This is a genomic window from Limnohabitans sp. INBF003 (assembly GCF_055396645.1).
The window spans coordinates 762516-777936 of sequence record NZ_AP029222.1 but is presented as its reverse complement, the minus strand read 5'-3'; the positions used below and the strand labels follow the sequence as shown (position 1 = coordinate 777936).

15 protein-coding genes and 1 other RNA gene are annotated in these 15421 nt (G+C 58.5%); 5 read left to right on the top strand and 11 right to left on the bottom strand.

The window, feature by feature from the left end; genetic code table 11:
- Positions 1 to 321: 321 nt before the first annotated feature.
- Entirely contained in the window at positions 322 to 1383 is a 1062-nt protein-coding gene (murB, locus tag ACZ5VE_RS03700; RefSeq protein WP_464456719.1) for a UDP-N-acetylmuramate dehydrogenase, read from the bottom strand.
- A 40-nt stretch (positions 1384 to 1423) separates the two neighbouring features.
- Here murB and ACZ5VE_RS03695 point away from each other — a divergent pair, with 40 nt between their 5' ends.
- On the top strand, positions 1424 to 1909 hold the full coding sequence (locus tag ACZ5VE_RS03695; RefSeq protein ID WP_464456718.1) for a YajQ family cyclic di-GMP-binding protein: 486 nt from the start codon (positions 1424 to 1426) through the stop codon (positions 1907 to 1909).
- A gap of 31 nt (positions 1910 to 1940) precedes the next feature.
- On the opposite strand, the gene ACZ5VE_RS03690 is transcribed toward ACZ5VE_RS03695, so the two are convergent.
- A complete protein-coding gene (locus ACZ5VE_RS03690; protein WP_464456717.1) occupies positions 1941 to 2705 on the bottom strand; it encodes a 2OG-Fe dioxygenase family protein in 765 nt (254 codons plus the stop codon).
- Between the two features lie 176 nt (positions 2706 to 2881).
- Between ACZ5VE_RS03690 and ACZ5VE_RS03685 the strand changes: the two genes are divergently transcribed.
- The gene (locus tag ACZ5VE_RS03685; protein ID WP_464456716.1) at positions 2882 to 3322 is read left to right on the top strand and encodes a hemerythrin domain-containing protein; all 441 of its coding nucleotides are present in this window, start codon (positions 2882 to 2884) and stop codon (positions 3320 to 3322) included.
- Between the two features lie 24 nt (positions 3323 to 3346).
- Here ACZ5VE_RS03685 and ACZ5VE_RS03680 read toward each other — a convergent pair whose 3' ends face one another.
- From ACZ5VE_RS03680 to ACZ5VE_RS03670, 3 genes are read right to left on the bottom strand one after another with little or no spacing between them, the layout of a single operon-like run.
- A complete protein-coding gene (locus ACZ5VE_RS03680) occupies positions 3347 to 4366 on the bottom strand; it encodes a methionine synthase (protein WP_416560614.1) in 1020 nt (339 codons plus the stop codon).
- A 24-nt stretch (positions 4367 to 4390) separates the two neighbouring features.
- On the bottom strand, positions 4391 to 5410 hold the full coding sequence (locus ACZ5VE_RS03675) for an LLM class flavin-dependent oxidoreductase (RefSeq protein WP_464456715.1): 1020 nt from the start codon (positions 5408 to 5410) through the stop codon (positions 4391 to 4393).
- Positions 5410 to 7128 carry a long-chain fatty acid--CoA ligase gene (locus tag ACZ5VE_RS03670; RefSeq protein ID WP_464456714.1) on the bottom strand — a complete coding sequence of 573 codons (1719 nt, stop codon included), beginning with the start codon at positions 7126 to 7128 and terminating at the stop codon, positions 5410 to 5412. Before ACZ5VE_RS03670 ends, ACZ5VE_RS03675 begins: the two co-directional genes overlap by 1 nt.
- Positions 7129 to 7412: 284 nt before the next feature.
- Here ACZ5VE_RS03670 and ACZ5VE_RS03665 point away from each other — a divergent pair, with 284 nt between their 5' ends.
- Positions 7413 to 8063, top strand: coding sequence for a response regulator (locus tag ACZ5VE_RS03665; RefSeq protein WP_464456713.1), 651 nt, complete (start codon positions 7413 to 7415; stop codon positions 8061 to 8063).
- Between the two features lie 30 nt (positions 8064 to 8093).
- Here the strand turns inward: ACZ5VE_RS03665 and ACZ5VE_RS03660 are convergent, their stop codons facing one another.
- From ACZ5VE_RS03660 to ompA, 6 genes are all read right to left on the bottom strand, one after another.
- The gene (locus ACZ5VE_RS03660; protein ID WP_464456712.1) at positions 8094 to 8459 is read right to left on the bottom strand and encodes a hypothetical protein; all 366 of its coding nucleotides are present in this window, start codon (positions 8457 to 8459) and stop codon (positions 8094 to 8096) included.
- Positions 8456 to 8824, bottom strand: a complete 369-nt coding sequence (locus ACZ5VE_RS03655; RefSeq protein ID WP_464456711.1) for a glutaredoxin domain-containing protein — start codon at positions 8822 to 8824, stop codon at positions 8456 to 8458. Before ACZ5VE_RS03655 ends, ACZ5VE_RS03660 begins: the two co-directional genes overlap by 4 nt.
- A 93-nt stretch (positions 8825 to 8917) precedes the next feature.
- Positions 8918 to 9306: a transfer-messenger RNA gene (ssrA, locus tag ACZ5VE_RS03650) on the bottom strand.
- A 12-nt stretch (positions 9307 to 9318) separates the two neighbouring features.
- Entirely contained in the window at positions 9319 to 9984 is a 666-nt protein-coding gene (locus tag ACZ5VE_RS03645; RefSeq protein ID WP_464456710.1) for an HAD-IA family hydrolase, read from the bottom strand.
- Between the two features lie 6 nt (positions 9985 to 9990).
- Positions 9991 to 10701 (bottom strand): bifunctional 2-polyprenyl-6-hydroxyphenol methylase/3-demethylubiquinol 3-O-methyltransferase UbiG, encoded by a 711-nt coding sequence (gene ubiG, locus ACZ5VE_RS03640; protein ID WP_464456709.1) that lies wholly within the window; start codon positions 10699 to 10701, stop codon positions 9991 to 9993.
- A 92-nt stretch (positions 10702 to 10793) separates the two neighbouring features.
- Complete coding sequence (gene ompA, locus ACZ5VE_RS03635; protein ID WP_464456708.1) at positions 10794 to 11441, bottom strand: outer membrane protein OmpA; 648 nt, start codon at positions 11439 to 11441, stop codon at positions 10794 to 10796.
- A gap of 235 nt (positions 11442 to 11676) precedes the next feature.
- Here ompA and gyrA point away from each other — a divergent pair, with 235 nt between their 5' ends.
- Both gyrA and serC read left to right on the top strand, forming a co-directional pair.
- Complete coding sequence (gene gyrA, locus ACZ5VE_RS03630) at positions 11677 to 14319, top strand: DNA gyrase subunit A (protein ID WP_464456707.1); 2643 nt, start codon at positions 11677 to 11679, stop codon at positions 14317 to 14319.
- Between the two features lie 3 nt (positions 14320 to 14322).
- A complete protein-coding gene (serC, locus tag ACZ5VE_RS03625) occupies positions 14323 to 15414 on the top strand; it encodes a 3-phosphoserine/phosphohydroxythreonine transaminase (RefSeq protein WP_464456706.1) in 1092 nt (363 codons plus the stop codon).
- Positions 15415 to 15421 lie beyond the last annotated feature (7 nt).

Here is a 15421-nt window from a genome sequence, read left to right as displayed (position 1 = left end):
CGACTACCCTTTCTAAATTAGCTGTTCTGCACAAACAGTCAAATCAACCTGCGCCCCATAAATTTGACGATGCATCTTCGACAAATTCCATTAATTCGAAGCAAGTCTAACTCGCAAGGGCTACACCCAAACTGATCGACTAATCCGGCCTAGCCCTTCCGGAATTAATGCATCGGCAATCTTGATCAACTCTTCTGCATGAAAAACGGGACATAGCGCCGGGTTGGGGCCTGAGCGGATCGGCCGATTTGGCGAGCGAAGCGAGTTATGAGGCCGACCGCTCAGGCCCAAACCCGACGCGGCAAACCACCACGAAAAGCATCAAATGACGACAGGCTCCGGCTCCAGCCGAATCCCGAACCGCTCATACACACTGGTCTGGATCGCCTTGGCCAGCGTCATCACCTCGCCCCCGGTGCAAGGGTTCTCGCGCCCACCCCGATTGACCAGCACCAACGCCTGTTTTTCATAGACCCCGGCGTGACCCACGGTCTTGCCTTTCCAGCCGCAGGCGTCGATCAGCCAACCCGCTGCCAGCTTGATGGTGCCGTCGGGCATGGGGTAGTGCACCACTTTCGGGTCGCGGGCGATGATGTCGGCGCATTGCTCGGGGGTGACGGTGGGGTTCTTGAAGAAGCTGCCCGCGTTGCCGATGACCTGCGGGTCGGGCAGCTTGGCGCGGCGGATCGCCACCACCCAGTCAAAAATCTGGCGGGCATCGGGGTTGTGGATGCCAGTTTCGGCCATCTTGCGCTCCAAGTCCAGATAACCCAGCTCGGGTTTCCAGCGTTTGGCCAACGCAAAGCGCACGCGCAGGATGACGGCTCGGCCCGCCAGGCCCAGGCCATCCGGGCCGCCAGAGCCAACTGAGGCGTGTTTGAACACCGAGTCGCGGTAGCTGAAGCCGCACTGCGCCGCATTCAGGCTGAACAGCTCGCCCGTGAACATGTCCATGGCGTCGAGCGAGTCAAAGCGGTCTTGCAGCTCCACCCCATAGGCCCCAATGTTTTGCACGGGCGATGCGCCCACGGTGCCAGGGATCAGGGCCATGTTTTCGAGGCCCGGGTAGCCGTGGTCGAGTGACCAGGCCACCAGGTCGTGCCAATCCACGCCAGCGCCGGCTTCAACGATCCAGTGTTTGTCGGTCTCGGATGCGAGGCGCAAGCCGGGCACCTCGACCTTGAGCACCAGCGCCTTGACGTCGCCCGTCAAAACAATGTTGCTGCCGCCGCCCAGCACTTGGCGGGGCAAGGTGGCCAGTTGGGGGTCGGCCAGCACGGCCAACAGGTCGGCTTCGGAGCGTACCCGCACCAAAGCCTGGGCCTTGGCGGCGATGCCGAACGTGTTGTACGGCTGCAGGGGGACATTTTTCTCCAGGTTCATGGGAGAATTGTCGCATTCTCAACCTCGGATTTTTTCTGCTATGCCCTCGTTTGATACCGTTTGCGAACCCAATATGGTCGAAGTGCGCAACGCCGTTGACACTTCTGCCAAAGAAATCGGCACCCGCTTTGACTTCAAAGGCACGTCTGCCAACATCGAACTCAAGGACAAAGAGATCACGATGTTCGGCGATGCCGAGTTTCAGCTCACCCAAGTCGAAGACATCTTGCGCAACAAGCTGACCAAGCGCAACGTGGATGTGCGCTTTCTGGACATTGGCAAAGTCGAGAAAATCGGCGGCGACAAGGTCAAACAGGTCATCAAGGTGAAAAACGGCATTGAGACCGAAGACGCCAAGAAGATCACCCGCCTGATCAAAGACAGCAAGATCAAGGTGCAGGCGTCCATCCAGGGCGATGCGGTGCGCGTGACCGGCACCAAGCGCGATGACCTGCAGGCCGCCATGGCCCTGCTGCGCAAGGACATGACCGAGCTGCCGCTGTCGTTCGACAACTTCCGCGACTGACCCCAACCGCCCCCATCCGCCCCTAGGCGGCTCAGGGCGGGGTTAGCTGACCCGGCTCCGGGTCGTCCAGAAAACTGCCTGCACGCAAGGTGATGACCAAGGTGTCGCGCCAACCGCCTTCTTGCTCGGGCTGAATGGGCGTGGTTTCGTGAATCACCCGGCTGTCGTCCAGCAGCAGCAATGACCAAGGCTCAGTCAATGTGAAGCGCTGGCCACGCGGGCTGTCCATGTCAAACACCCGGGTTTCGCCGCCTTTGATGCCGTGGCGGCCCACCAAAAACACCGCCACCCAGTTCACGCCATCACGGTGCGCGCCCTCGGGTGTGGGGCGGCCAATGCCGTCGGTGGTGTCGATACGAAACTGGTGTGCCTCGGTGAACCAGGTCTGATCGCCCTGCGCGGCAGAGGCCACACGGGCCAGCCATTGCAGTAGAGCTGGCCAGGCCGCTTGTTGCACCACCTCGGCGGCCATGGGGTCAAACCAGCGCTGCATCCCGCCATGCAAGGCGTTGTACGACACGGGCTGCCAATGCGCGCGGTGCGGCATGCCCACAGTCTTGTCGGCTGTGACCTCAAAACTGGCGTGGCGGCGACGACGGTAGCGCCCACCGTCTTTGAGGTATTGGTCGGGCGGCAAATCGCTCCAGCTGGCCTCCAGTGCTTGCAAGGCCTCGATCTGGACACCTGCCAAAGCGCAAACACTGGCCGCCCCGAGCACCGCAAACCCTTGGGTTGCCAAGGTGGCGTTGAGCTGATCGGGGGCGGTCAAAGGGGGCTGCAGCGTTTGTTGGGGCATGAAAACGTCCGAGAAATCAGGCAAAGAACGCAAGCATAACGCCCTGTGGGAACCGTTGGCGCACAGGCCTATCCGGTGGCCCTGTTTCGAGCCGGTAGCTGACGTGGATCAAGCCCCACAAGGCCTCAGGAACTTAAGCTGTTCCCAACCCAGCCATCAGGCTTGCCAAGGAAAAAATGACCCGACTGCAATGGACAGAGGCCCTGTCGCTGGACTTGCCCGGCATGGACGATGCGCACCGAACGTTCGTCGACAAGCTGGACTTGGCGCACGAAGCAACGGACGCGACGGTTTTGGGGCTTTGGCGCGATTTGGTTGCGCACACCGCCACGGTCTTTGAACGAGAAGACCAGTGGATGCTCGCCACCCGGTTTTCATCCACGCACATCCACACCACACAGCACAAGGTGGTGCTGCAAGTGATGCGCGAGGGTTTGAACGCAGGTGAATCGGGTGACTTGGCGTTGATCCGGAAGATGGCCGATGAACTGGGGCAGTGGTTTGCCAACCACGCCCAGTCAATGGATGCCGCGCTGGCCCTGCACTTGCGCAAAACAGGTTATGACCCGGCCACGGGCGTGCTCAGCCTGCCCGACGACGTGGCCCTTCATACATAAGTCAGGCATAAGCCAAGTCTCAGCTCAGGCGTAGCGCTGGCTGGCCAGCTTGGCCCCTTCGGCCAGGGCTTTGAGTTTGGCCTCGGCCACAGCACGGCTCATGGGGGCAAGGCCGCAGTTGGTGCAGGCGATCAGGCGGTTCTTGGGCACGAACTGCAAGGCGCGGCCAATGGTGTCAGCGATTTCTTCGGGCGTTTCGATGGCCGGGTTGGCCACGTCGATCACGCCGACCATCACGTCCTTGCCTTCCAGCAACTTCATCATCTCCATCGGCACATGCGAGTGCATGCACTCCAGGCTCACTTGCTGGATGCTGCTCTTGGCCAAAGCCGGGAACACTTTTTCGTACTGGCGCCACTCGTGGCCCAGGGTCTCTTTCCATTTGTTGTTGGCCTCAATGCCGTAGCCATAGCAAATGTGGACCGCCGTGGTGCAGGTCAGGCCGCGCGCAGCCACCTCCAGCGCCTTGACGCCCCAATCGGCAGCCTCGTCCATGTAAACGTTGAAGGCCGGTTCGTCGAACTGGATGATGTCCACGCCGTCAGCTTGCAACGCCAGCGCTTCCTGGTTAAGCAGCTCGGCAAAGGCCATGGCCATCTTGACCTTGTCGCCATAAAAGCGGTCGGCCACGGTGTCCACGATCGTCATCGGGCCGGGCAAGGTGAATTTGAGTTTCTTTTTGGTGTGGGCGCGGGCCAGCTGGGCCTCGAAGGCGTGCACACGGCCTTTCAGGCGCAGCGGTGCGATGACTTGCGGCACCTGCGCGTCGTAGCGGTTGTTGCGGATGCCCATGGTGACTTTGTTCACAAAGTCGATGCCCTCGACCTGCTCGACAAAGCCGTGCACAAAGTGCTGACGCGCCTGCTCGCCGTCGCCGATCACATCCAGCCCAGCGTCTTCCTGCGCCTTGATCCACAACAGCGTGGCGTCGGCCTTGGCTTGCTGAAGCTCGGGGCCTTGGGTGGTCCACTGAGGCCAGAGTTTTTCGGTCTCGGCCAGCCAGGCGGGTTTGGGCAAGCTGCCAGCGATCGCGGTGGTGAACATGTCAAAAATCCTTGGGGTTAAAAATCAAAGCGCTAAGTTTGCCGTCAATGCAAATTCTTGGGCGAGCAGCTCGTAAGAACGCATTTGGGCTGCAGGGTCATGCGTCCAGGTGATGACCACCAGTTCATCGACCTCCAGCCGCGCCGCCAATTGGCGCAGCTTTCGGCCCACCGTGGCGGCAGAACCGATCAAGGCCGACTCGCGCAGGCGCTCGAGTGCGAACTGCTCGGCCGGGCTGTAATCGCGCGCCGCGTCTTCGGGCGGCAAGAGCGCACCAATGCGGCCCAGGTTGCGGTCCATCTTCCAGCGGGCGCGGCTTTCAAACAGGCGCAGGGCCTCTTCGTCGGTGTCGGCGGCCAAAGCCCAGACGCACAAAGCGGCGGAGGGTTTGGAAAGGCCCGCGCTGGGGCGGAAGGTTTCGCGGTAAATCTGCAACGCTTCGTCAGCGCCCTGCCCGTCGGTGATGAAATAGGCAAAGGCATACGGCAGCCCCAAGTGCGCCGCCAGCTGGGCGCCGTAGTCCGAGCTGCCCAGCATCCACACCGTGGGCGCGGTGCCCGACTGCGGGTAGGCGTAGACGTTGTGCCCGGGGTGGCTGGGTGGCAGGTTCTGCCCGTTCACCCAGGCTTGCAATTCCATCACCTGCTGCGGGAACCGCTCTGAGGCATTGCGGTCCGGGTTGAGCAGCTGCGCGGTGCGCCCGTCGCTGCCGGGCGCGCGGCCCACACCCAGGTCGATGCGCCCGGGTGCCAGCGCATCCAGCACGCGAAACTGTTCAGCCACCTTGAGCGCCGAATAGTGCGGCAGCATCACGCCCGCACTGCCGATGCGGATGCGCTGGGTGCGGGCGGCGATGGCGGCCATCAACACCTCGGGGGCCGACCCCACGATGCTCGGGTGGCTGTGGTGCTCGCTCACCCAAAAGCGGTGGTAGCCCCAAGCCTCGGCCTGTTGGGCCAGCGCCAGTGTCTGGCGGATCGTCTCGTCTTGCCCGCGCCCGGCGGCGGCGGCCGATTGGTCAAGGATGGAAAGTTTCAGGCTCATTAGGGTTGGGATTTGGTGTCCAAGGCGGCCATTTCGGCCTCTTGCAGTGCCCGCCACATCACCTTGCCGCTGCCGCTTTTGGGCAAAGCATCGACAAAACTCACGGCGCGGGGCATTTTGTAAACCGCCATGTTCTCACGGCACCAGTCGATGATGTCTTGCTCAGTCACTTTGCCCTTGTGGTCTTGCCGCAAAACCACGACCGCCTTGACCGATTCGCCCCGGTAAGCGTCGCGTGTGGCGATGATGCAGGCCTCCTGAATCGCCGGGTGGCGGAACATCAAAGCCTCCACCTCGGCCGGCCAAACTTTGAAGCCGCTGGCGTTGATCATGCGTTTGAGGCGGTCGGTCATGAAGAAGTAGCCCTCTTCATCGACCCGGCCCATGTCACCCGAGCGGAAAAAGCTTTTGCCATCGCGCTCAAAGAATGCGGCAGCGGTCGCCTCAGGGCGCTTCCAATAGCCTTTGAACACTTGCGGGCCGCTGATCACGATCTCGCCCGACTCGCCAGCGGACAACTCGGCCAAGGTTTCAGGGTCCACGATGTGCGATGACACACTCATGAATGGAATCCCCAGACACTGTTTCTTGGGCGCATCAGGCGGGTTGGTGTGCGAAGGCGCGGCTGTTTCGGTCAGGCCATAGCCCTCGACATAGCGCAGCCCGAACTGGTCCCACAAACGCTGGGCCACGGCCTCGGGCATGGCCGCACCGCCACCGCCTATATAGGCAAGGCTCGTCAGGTCATAGCGGTCCATGTGCGGGCTGCCCAGCAAGTCGATCACCATGGTCGGGATGTTGGTCCAGTGCGTGACACGCCATTTGGAAATCAAATGCCCGGCCACATCGCGGTCCCAGCGCGGCATGATTACCAGGCTGGCCCCCAGCAAGATGCTGGTGTGCATCACGCTCACCATGCCGGTAATGTGGAACATGGGCACCACACACAGCGTCACGTTTTCGGGCGTGCCATTGCCCCACAGGCCGCTGGCCATGGCGTTGTGCATGATGGTGCCGTGGGTGTGCATGCAGCCTTTGGGCAGACCGGTGGTGCCGCTGGTGTAAGGCAGCACAGCCAAGTCGCTGGGTGTCGCTTGGACCGAAGGTAACTCGCTAGGGGATTCAAGGGCCATCAAATCTGCCCAGGCGTGTGCTTGGCCACCCTGCAGTGAGGGCAATGCACGAACGGGCAACAACCAGGCACGCCAGGCATCGGGCATGTCTTCGGGTCCAACGGCATCGGGATCGAACGCATCGGTGAATTGCGTCACGACCAAGTGCTGCAATCGCTGCGCGAGCGGCAAGGCATCACTGGCCTGAGCCAACTCGGGGGCCAGATCGGCCGTGGTGACCGCGACACGGGTGTCCGGATCGGTGATGTAGTGCTTCAACTCTTCCGCCCGGTTCATCGGGTTGACCGGCACCACCACGGCATCCAGGCGCAGGATCGCGAAATGCGTGATCACCAATTGCGGGCAGTTTTGCATGTCGAGCACCACACGGTCGCCCGCACGCACCCCCAAGGCCGATAACTGGCGAGCCATCTGCTCAGCGCTGTCCATCAAGACCTGAAACGTCCACACACGCCCCATGAACACCAGAGCGGCTTTGTCTGGATAACGCAGCGCACTGATGGCCAGGTTCATCCAGAGTGAGGTCGCAGGCGGGGTGATTTTGGCTGGCAAACGCGCGGGCCAAACAGCAGCATGTGCGGACATCAGCAGTCTCCTGAAATAGTGTTTGTGCTGCATGTTAATCGCCCACCGTCCTGGAGACAGACACGCCTTTGTCACCGTCGGGACCGCAGCGAGGCCTCTCTGGACGATGATGAATTTGAGAGGTTCACCATGCACCAGTACCGCGCCATGGGGCAAAAATGTCTGCAAATCGAAGAAATCTCCCTCTCAAACCGGAAATTTGTATCTTTTAAGTAAAAATTTAACAATCTTTAACGATTTGGGTCGATTGAATTTTGTATTTTTATTACTAAAATGAATCCATTATGCAAACAAACACCACACCTGACACCCCGGAAGATTACTGCGGCACCACTTATGCAGCCAAACTGCTCGGGTTGTCGGTCGGTACCATCCAGACCTTGGTCGAAAAAAACGAGCTGCAAGCCTGGAAAACGCAAGGAGGTCACCGTCGCATTTCGATGCCTTCGATCCGCGAATACCAACGCAAGCACAACATGCTGACCATACAAACAGAGCCTCGCGACAACAGGCTTCGTGTTTTGCTGGTGGAAGACGATGCTGTGACACGTGAAATGCTGCGCGGTTACTGCAACCGATCCAGCATGCCTGTGGACTGCACCGCCATGTCTTCGGGCTTGGAGGCATTGATCGACATCTCCAGCATCAAGCCCGATGTGCTGATCACGGATCTGGACATGCCAGGCGTTGACGGCTTCGAGTTGCTGCGCACACTCCGCCAAAACGCGCAGTTCAATCGCATGACGACCTTGGTTCTGTCTGCTTTGACCCCCGAGGAAATTGATGGCCGAGGCGGTTTGCCAGAAGGAACCATCTTCATGTCCAAACCCATCAACATGGATTGGTTCAACGGTTTCTTCACCGCGTTCTTGGCAGGCCGATACATCGAATTGCACACAAGCGATAACCCCAAAGCATCGGCACAGGTAGGCTAATCACTCACAGGCCGTGATGACGGCCTGTGATCATGTCTCTTCTTTGGCCTCGATGAACAAAGATGACACGGATGCGCCACGGGTGAATGCCAAAGCGCGAACCCGCAGGGCGCGCTCTGCTTGAAGGTGTATCCGACAGTGGTAGTCCAGCCCATCGGTTTGTCCTGAGCAGCTGCTGACAATGCGGCGTGACCACTGTTTCCGCCCATCGACCTCGAGACTCAACTCGTGCCATGCTTGAATGGCGTCCACAGGGACGTTGACCACCAATGTCACGTCGATGTCGAAGTCACGGTGACGGGACAGGGATGCAGGAATATCCAGAACCACCACAGAATCACCCGCACTGTCTGCGCGCCATTGTTCTGGTCGGCTTGCAGCGGACATCTGGCTCATTTCCCCAACAAGTTTTTCAGCTCACCTGAATCGACAAGTTGGCGCAAATCATCAGCCCCTCCGATCAAAACACCTCCGACAAACACCATTGGAAATGTGGGCCATCCTGACCACATTTTCAAAGCGTTCCTGCGACGCCATTGGGCAAAATAGCTGCCAAATTCCAAATACCGATGCTGCACCCCCACAGCATCCAGCAACTTGCGGGCTTTGCCGACCATGGGATTGCCAGCCATTCCTACGACAACAATGGGGTGCTGCTGGACGGCAGAAATAACCTGCTGAACCACATCAGCATGGTTGTCTGCAATTTTCTGGCGGATGGCTGGGTGGACAGCGTTTTCGCTGATCAACAGACGAGGCATGGCGAGTCTCCTGCTTATTTAAAAAATTCCAGTGGTCAGTCATCAAAGAAAAAGGCATCCGGTGGATTCACCGAATGCCTTTGAACTTTTAAATGGTGGAGCTGGGGGGATTTGAACCCCCGTCCATAAGTCTTTTTCGTACAGTTCTACATGTGTAGTCGTCTGATTTGAGTCTCGCCAAATGAACCGCGCAGCGACACGCTGAACATCCAGCCAGTACCCTTTTTTCTCACACCACACCAAGGTACCCGGAGTGATGCCAGCCCATATGTTTTACCTTGCAGCTAGGACTTTGAAGGCTTTAACACCTTCATCACCCTAACCCAGCCTATCGGCCAACTGTTGCAAGGCTCACCGGATTAAGCGGCGAGTGCGAAACGTTCGTCGTTTGCAGTTAGTTTTTTTTCTGCTGTTTTACGAGGATCAGAACCTCGACATGCCCTGCCACGCGTCCGAACCCATGTCGAAACCAGTGCAGCCCCTCACAGTCTATTTTAGGGCTTGTTCAGGAATTTCAAGAGGTCCATCGGAGAATCAATGTGCAAATGAGCCTTCCAGCGTGAAATATCGGTCTGCTGTCCCAAATAACCATAAGTGGCAGCGACCGTGCCCATACCCGCAGCCAAACCTGCCACGATATCGCGTTCATCATCTCCCACATAAACACAGCGTGCAGGATCAATCGACAAACGCCTTGCAGCCTCAAACAACGGCTCAGGGTGCGGCTTGGCATGCGGCGTGGTGTTGCCGCTCACAATGGCTCCTGCCGTCGCAAAAAGTGGCATCACCGAAGTCAACGGGTCGGTAAAACGGCTGGACTTGTTGGTCACCACGCCCCACGGCAAGCCTTGTGCCACCAAAGTCGCAATCATGTCGACCACGCCATCAAAGATGCGGGTACGCTCATTCATGCAGTTTTCGTAATTCACGAAAAACTCTTCCTTCATGGCCTCAAATTCAGGGTGTTCGGGCGTCAAACCAAAAGCGATCCCGATCATGCCGCGTGCCCCAGCTCCGGCCATGTGGCGATAGTGTTCCAACGGAAAAGACGACAACCCACGGTCAACGCGCATTTTGTCAACTGCTGCGCCCAAATCAGGTGCGCTGTCGATCAGGGTGCCATCCAAGTCAAACAGCACGGCTTCTACGTTCTGAAACATGCGTTGTTATCCTTTTTGGCAAGCCAGCAAATAATTCACACTGGTGTCCTGGCTGAGCCAATATCGCTTGGTGAAAGGGTTGTACTCCATGCCCTTAAAACCCTGAGCATCAAGCCCGGCTTCTCTGGCCCAGGTGAGCAGCTCGCTGGGCTTGATCATGCGGGCGAATTCGTGCGTTCCTCTGGGCAATAAATTCAGGATGTATTCAGCGCCAACGATGGCAAATAGGAACGACTTGGGGTTGCGATTGAGCGTGGAAAAGAAAACCCAGCCACCTGGCTTGACCATTTGGGCACAGGCCCTCACCACAGATGCCGGGTCAGGCACGTGTTCCAGCATTTCCATGCAGGTCACCACATCAAACTGTGCAGTTTGTTCCGCGGCCAAGGTCTCTGCGCTGACTTCACGGTATTGGACGCCCACCGTACCCGCTTCCAACGCATGCAACTGGGCGACCTTGAGTGATTTGGTCGCCAAATCCACACCCAAAACCTGTGCACCTTTGCGGGCCATGGCATCGGCCAAAATGCCCCCGCCGCAGCCCACATCCACGACTTTCAGTCCCCTCAAGGGCACCAGGCCATTGATCCATTCCAGGCGCAAAGGGTTGATCTGGTGCAAAGGACGAAATTCGCTTTCCGGATCCCACCAGCGGTGGGCCAGATCAGAAAATTTGGCCAATTCGGCCGGATCGACGTTACTGGTTGATTGATTCATGGATGAGATTGTCATGCAAGCTGCACGGCACATGAGAAACAGCCATAAAAAAAGCCCCATTGCTGGGGCTTTTTTGGTGTGATCAGGAAAGATCAGTTGGCGCGTGTGCCCACCACTTCGATTTCCACGCGGCGGTTCTTGGAACGGCCAGCAGAAGTCTTGTTGTCAGCAACTGGCTGCTTTTCGCCTTTGCCTTCGGTGTAAACGCGGTTTTTCTCAATGCCTTTGGACACCAAGTAAGCCTTCACAGCGTCAGAACGCTTGACAGACAGCTTCTGGTTGTAAGCATCGGAGCCGACGGAGTCAGTGTGACCCACAGCGATGATGACTTCCAGGTTGATGCCTTTAACTTTGCCAACCAGATCGTCCAGCTTGGCTTTGCCTTCAGCTTTCAACACAGCTTTGTCGAAGTCGAAGAATGCGTCAGCAGCGTAAGTCACTTTGGTGGCGGCAGCTGGTGCGGGTGCAGGAGCTGGAGCGGCTTTTGGAGCTGGTGCTGGAGCAGCTTGGGGGGCTGGTGCTGGAGCAGGAGCGGCTTTAGGAGCAACGATGGCACCATCGCAACCAGCAGCTGCAGTTGCAGGTGTCCAGTTGGCATCGCGCCAGCACAGTTCTTGTGTGCCGTTTTTCCAGACGAGGTCGCCGGAGCCGTTGCGCCAGTTGTCAACAGATTGAGCGCCAGCGGCAGTTGCGAGAGCTGCGGAGGCAATCAACATCGCCACATTGTTGAATTTCTTCATGGTCTTCCTCTTAAGGGATAAAGCCGCAGACTCGCTGCGAAAAAAAATACGTTTCAGATGACCGTCACCTGAACCGTTGATAAATATTGTGCCATAGACGGAAGGGAGATTCGTTAAACGCCGCACCCACAAACAATACAGTTACAGGTATGAACTATAAATGTTGCATATTCGCGACATCCGCTTGCACCTAAAATCACGTCTTCACATTGCGTCCAATACCCCCTCTATCTTTATGACCCAGTTCGCCAAAGAAACACTGCCCATCAGTCTGGAAGAGGAAATGCGGCGCAGCTACCTCGATTACGCGATGAGCGTGATTGTGGGACGCGCCTTGCCCGACGCACGGGATGGCCTCAAGCCTGTGCACCGCCGAGCCTTGTTCGCCATGCATGAGCTGAACAACGATTGGAACCGCCCTTACAAGAAGTCGGCGCGTATCGTCGGTGACGTGATCGGTAAATACCACCCGCACGGTGACCAGTCGGTGTATGACACCATCGTGCGCATGGCGCAGGACTTTTCGATGCGCCACATGCTGGTGGATGGTCAGGGCAACTTCGGTTCCGTGGACGGCGACAACGCGGCCGCCATGCGTTACACCGAGATCCGCCTGGCCAAGATCGCCCACGAGATGCTGGGTGACATCGACAAAGACACGGTCGATTTCGGCCCCAACTACGACGGTTCGGAAAAAGAACCGCTGGTGCTGCCTTCGCGCCTGCCCAACCTGCTGATCAACGGTTCCGGCGGTATTGCCGTGGGCATGGCCACGAACATCCCGCCGCACAACCTGAACGAAGTGGTCGATGCTTGCCTGCATTTGCTGCGCAATCCTGAAGCGTCCATCGACGAACTGATGGAAATTGTGCCGGCACCGGACTTCCCGACAGGGGCCATCATTTACGGCATGACCGGTGTGAAGGACGGTTATCGCACAGGTCGTGGCCGCGTGATCATGCGCGCCAAATGCCACTTTGAAGACATCGACAAAGGTCAACGCCAGTGCATCGTGGTCGACGAGCTGCCCTACCAGGTCAACAAAAAGACCCTGCAAGAGCGCATGGCCGAACTGGTCCACGAGAAGAAAATCGAAGACATCAGCCACATCCAGGACGAGTCTGACAAATCGGGCATGCGCCTGGTGATCGAACTCAAGCGCGGTGCCGTGCCCGAGGTGGTGCTGAACAACCTGTACAAACAGACCCAGCTGCAGGACACCTTCGGCATGAACATGGTGGCCCTGATCGATGGGCAACCCAAGCTGTGTAACCTGAAAGACCTGATCCAGGTGTTCTTGCAACACCGCCGCGAAGTGGTCACACGCCGCACCGTGTTCGAGTTGCGCAAGGCGCGTGACCGTGGCCACGTGCTGGAAGGCTTGGCGGTGGCTTTGGCCAACATCGACGATTTCATCGCCATCATTCGTGGTGCCCCCACCCCACCTGTGGCCAAAGTCGAACTGATGAACCGAGGCTGGGACAGCCAGATGGTGCGTACCATGCTGACCCGTGCCCGCGACGACGGTTCTGTGGTCAATGCCGACGACTACCGCCCAGAAGGCCTGGAGCGGGAATATGGCTTGAGCCAAGACGGCCTGTACCGTCTGTCCGACACCCAAGCGCAAGAAATTTTGCAAATGCGTCTGCAGCGTCTGACCGGCCTGGAGCAAGACAAGATCGTGGCCGAGTACAAAGAGGTCATGTCCGAGATTGAAGACCTGCTGGACATCCTGGCCAAGCCTGAGCGCGTCTCGACCATCATTGGCGACGAGCTGGGCACTGTGCGTCAGGAATTCGGTCAGACCAAGATCGGTGCACGCCGCAGCGAGATCGAGCACAGCGCGCAAGACCTCTCCACTGAAGACCTGATCACACCAACCGACATGGTCGTGACCTTGTCGCACAGCGGTTACATCAAGAGCCAGCCCTTGAGTGAATACCGCTCGCAAAAGCGCGGTGGCCGCGGCAAGCAAGCCGCCGTCACCAAAGAAGACGACTGGATTGACCAGCTCTTCATCGCGAACACGCACGACTACTTGTTGTGCTTCTCCAACCGGGGGCGTTTGTATTGGCTGAAAGTCTGGGAAGTGCCTGCGGGCTCCCGCGGCTCACGCGGCCGCCCCATCGTCAACATGTTCCCGCTGCAAGAAGGCGAAAAGATCAACGTGGTGCTGGCCTTGACTGGCGAAGCGCGCACCTTCCCTGAAAACCAGTACGTCTTCATGGCCACCTCCATGGGCACGGTCAAGAAGACCTCTTTGGACGAGTTCAGCAACCCCCGCAAGGGCGGCATCATTGCGGTCAACCTGGACGAAGGCGACTTTTTGATTGGTGCAGCGCTGACCGATGGCCAGCACGACGTGATGCTGTTCAGTGATGGTGGCAAAGCTGTGCGCTTTGACGAAAACGACGTGCGACCGCTGGGCCGCAGCGCCCGTGGTGTGCGCGGCATGATGATCGAAGAAAGCCAGAGCGTGATCGCCATGCTGGTGGCCGGAGACGAAACACAAAGCGTGCTGACCGCTACTGAAAATGGCTACGGCAAACGCACGTCGATTGCCGAATACACCCGCCATGGTCGGGGCACCAAGGGCATGATCGCCATCCAGCAATCCGAGCGCAACGGCAAAGTGGTGGCCGCGACCTTGGTGCATGCCGATGACGAGATCATGCTCATCACGGACACTGGCGTTTTGGTGCGCACCCGCGTGGCCGAAATTCGCGAGTTGGGCCGTGCTACACAAGGCGTGACCTTGATCGGCTTGGACGAAGGTGCAAAGCTGTCAGGCCTGCAACGCATCGTCGAGAACGATGCGAACGTGGCCGAAGGTGATGCAGATGCATCTGCGGACGACAGCGCACCTGCAGCGGAATAAGGCATGAGCCGAGCGTTCAATTTTTCGGCAGGGCCTGCCGTCATGCCTGAGGCTGTGCTCCAACAAGCCGCTGCAGAAATGCTGGACTGGCGCGGCTCTGGCATGAGCGTGATGGAGATGAGCCACCGCGGCAAGGAGTTCATCAGCATTTACGAACAGGCGGAGTCTGACCTGCGAGAACTGCTGGCGGTGCCTGCGAACTTCAAGATCCTGTTCATGCAGGGCGGTGGCTTGGCCGAAAACGCCATCGTGCCACTGAACCTGTCGCAAGGCGGCGCCATGGACTTTGTGCTTACGGGCAGCTGGAGCCAGAAATCACTGAAGGAAGCGGGCAAGTACGGCCCGGCCCGCGTGGCAGCCAATGCGCAAGCTGAAGGCTTCACCACCTTGCCTTCGCCAGACACTTGGCAAATCGGTGCTGACAGCCGTTATGTGCACATCTGCGGCAACGAAACCATCCATGGCGTGGAATTCCACCAGTTGCCCGACCTCAAGGCGCTGGGCTGCGACGCCCCGCTGGTGGTGGACTTTTCTTCGCATGTGGCCTCACGTTCTGTTGACTGGACACGTGTGGGCCTGGCCTTTGGCGGTGCGCAAAAGAACCTCGGCCCGGCAGGACTGACTTTGGTCATCGTGCGCGAAGACCTGATCGGCCATGCCCTGCCGCACTGCCCGAGCGCCTTTGACTACAAGCTGGTGGCCGACAACCAATCGATGTACAACACGCCGCCAACCTACAGCATTTACATCGCTGGCTTGGTGTTCCAGTGGCTCAAGAAAAATGGCGGCATCACGGCCATGGAGACGCGCAACATCGCCAAGGCCGAGCTGCTGTACGACTTTCTGGACAGCTCCAGCCTGTACGTCAACAAAGTGGCCAAGGATTGCCGTTCGCGCATGAACGTGCCATTTTTCTTGCGTGACGAATCGCGCAACGACGCTTTTCTGGCTGGCGCAAAAGCTGCCAACCTGCTGCAACTCAAGGGCCACAAATCGGTGGGTGGCATGCGGGCCAGCATTTACAACGCCATGCCGCTCGAAGGTGTGCAGGCCTTGGTGGCGTACATGCGTGAATTTGAAAAAACACAGGCCTGAACCAGGC

Excerpts from the sequence above, each read along its gene's own strand:
- murB (WP_464456719.1), bottom strand. The coding sequence starts at position 1,383 with ATGAACCTGGAGAAAAATGTCCCCCTGCAGCCGTACAACACGTTCGGC.
- ACZ5VE_RS03695 (WP_464456718.1), top strand. The coding sequence starts at position 1,424 with ATGCCCTCGTTTGATACCGTTTGCGAACCCAATATGGTCGAAGTGCGC.
- ACZ5VE_RS03690 (WP_464456717.1), bottom strand. The coding sequence starts at position 2,705 with ATGCCCCAACAAACGCTGCAGCCCCCTTTGACCGCCCCCGATCAGCTC.
- ACZ5VE_RS03685 (WP_464456716.1), top strand. The coding sequence starts at position 2,882 with ATGACCCGACTGCAATGGACAGAGGCCCTGTCGCTGGACTTGCCCGGC.
- ACZ5VE_RS03680 (WP_416560614.1), bottom strand. The coding sequence starts at position 4,366 with ATGTTCACCACCGCGATCGCTGGCAGCTTGCCCAAACCCGCCTGGCTG.
- ACZ5VE_RS03675 (WP_464456715.1), bottom strand. The coding sequence starts at position 5,410 with ATGAGCCTGAAACTTTCCATCCTTGACCAATCGGCCGCCGCCGCCGGG.
- ACZ5VE_RS03670 (WP_464456714.1), bottom strand. The coding sequence starts at position 7,128 with ATGTCCGCACATGCTGCTGTTTGGCCCGCGCGTTTGCCAGCCAAAATC.
- ACZ5VE_RS03665 (WP_464456713.1), top strand. The coding sequence starts at position 7,413 with ATGCAAACAAACACCACACCTGACACCCCGGAAGATTACTGCGGCACC.
- ACZ5VE_RS03660 (WP_464456712.1), bottom strand. The coding sequence starts at position 8,459 with ATGAGCCAGATGTCCGCTGCAAGCCGACCAGAACAATGGCGCGCAGAC.
- ACZ5VE_RS03655 (WP_464456711.1), bottom strand. The coding sequence starts at position 8,824 with ATGCCTCGTCTGTTGATCAGCGAAAACGCTGTCCACCCAGCCATCCGC.
- ACZ5VE_RS03645 (WP_464456710.1), bottom strand. The coding sequence starts at position 9,984 with ATGTTTCAGAACGTAGAAGCCGTGCTGTTTGACTTGGATGGCACCCTG.
- ubiG (WP_464456709.1), bottom strand. The coding sequence starts at position 10,701 with ATGAATCAATCAACCAGTAACGTCGATCCGGCCGAATTGGCCAAATTT.
- ompA (WP_464456708.1), bottom strand. The coding sequence starts at position 11,441 with ATGAAGAAATTCAACAATGTGGCGATGTTGATTGCCTCCGCAGCTCTC.
- gyrA (WP_464456707.1), top strand. The coding sequence starts at position 11,677 with ATGACCCAGTTCGCCAAAGAAACACTGCCCATCAGTCTGGAAGAGGAA.
- serC (WP_464456706.1), top strand. The coding sequence starts at position 14,323 with ATGAGCCGAGCGTTCAATTTTTCGGCAGGGCCTGCCGTCATGCCTGAG.